1 protein-coding gene is annotated in these 851 nt (G+C 62.6%); it reads left to right on the top strand.

Going from position 1 to position 851, the window contains the following annotated elements:
• The coding region (gene sucC, locus KAK09_RS18620; protein ID WP_210880408.1) for an ADP-forming succinate--CoA ligase subunit beta at positions 1-851 on the top strand (851 nt) is incomplete at both ends.

Consider the following 851-nt stretch of genomic DNA (forward strand, 5'->3'; position numbering starts at 1 on the left):
GAGGCCGCCGAGGAGGCGCGCCGGATGCTCGGGCGCACGCTTGTGACCAAGCAGACCGGGCCTGCGGGCAAGCAGGTCAACCGCATCTATATCGAGGACGGCTCGGGGATCGAGCGCGAGCTTTACCTTGCGCTGCTGGTGGATCGCGGCACAAGCCGCATCAGCTTCGTGGCCTCGACCGAGGGTGGCATGGATATCGAGGAGGTGGCCGAAAAGACGCCTGAGAAGATCCTCAGCTTCGCGGTCGATCCCGCCACCGGCTATCAGCCTTTCCATGGCCGCCGCATCGCCTTTGGCCTTGGCCTTTCCGGCGGGCAGGTCAAGCAATGCGTGGCGCTGATGGGCACGCTCTACCGGCTCTTTGTCGAGAAGGACATGGAGATGCTGGAGATCAACCCGCTCATCGTCACCGACAAGGGCGATCTCAAATGCCTCGACGCCAAGATGGGGTTCGATTCGAACGCGATCTACCGCCACGCCGACATCGCCGAGTTGCGCGACACCACCGAAGATGACCCCAAGGAGCTTGAGGCCTCGAAATACGACCTCAACTATATCGCGCTGGATGGCGAGATCGGCTGCATGGTCAATGGCGCGGGTCTGGCGATGGCAACGATGGACATCATCAAGCTGTATGGCGCCGAGCCTGCCAACTTCCTCGATGTGGGTGGCGGCGCGACCCGGGAGAAGGTCACCGAAGCGTTCAAGATCATCACCTCCGACCCGCAGGTGAAAGGCATCCTTGTCAACATCTTCGGCGGCATCATGCGCTGTGATGTGATCGCCGAGGGCGTGGTGGCGGCGGTCAAGGAGGTCGGGCTGAAAGTCCCGCTCGTGGTCCGGCTCGAAGG

Source organism: Roseovarius autotrophicus (assembly GCF_018069895.1).
GTDB classification, from domain to species: Bacteria; Pseudomonadota; Alphaproteobacteria; order Rhodobacterales; family Rhodobacteraceae; genus Roseovarius; species Roseovarius autotrophicus.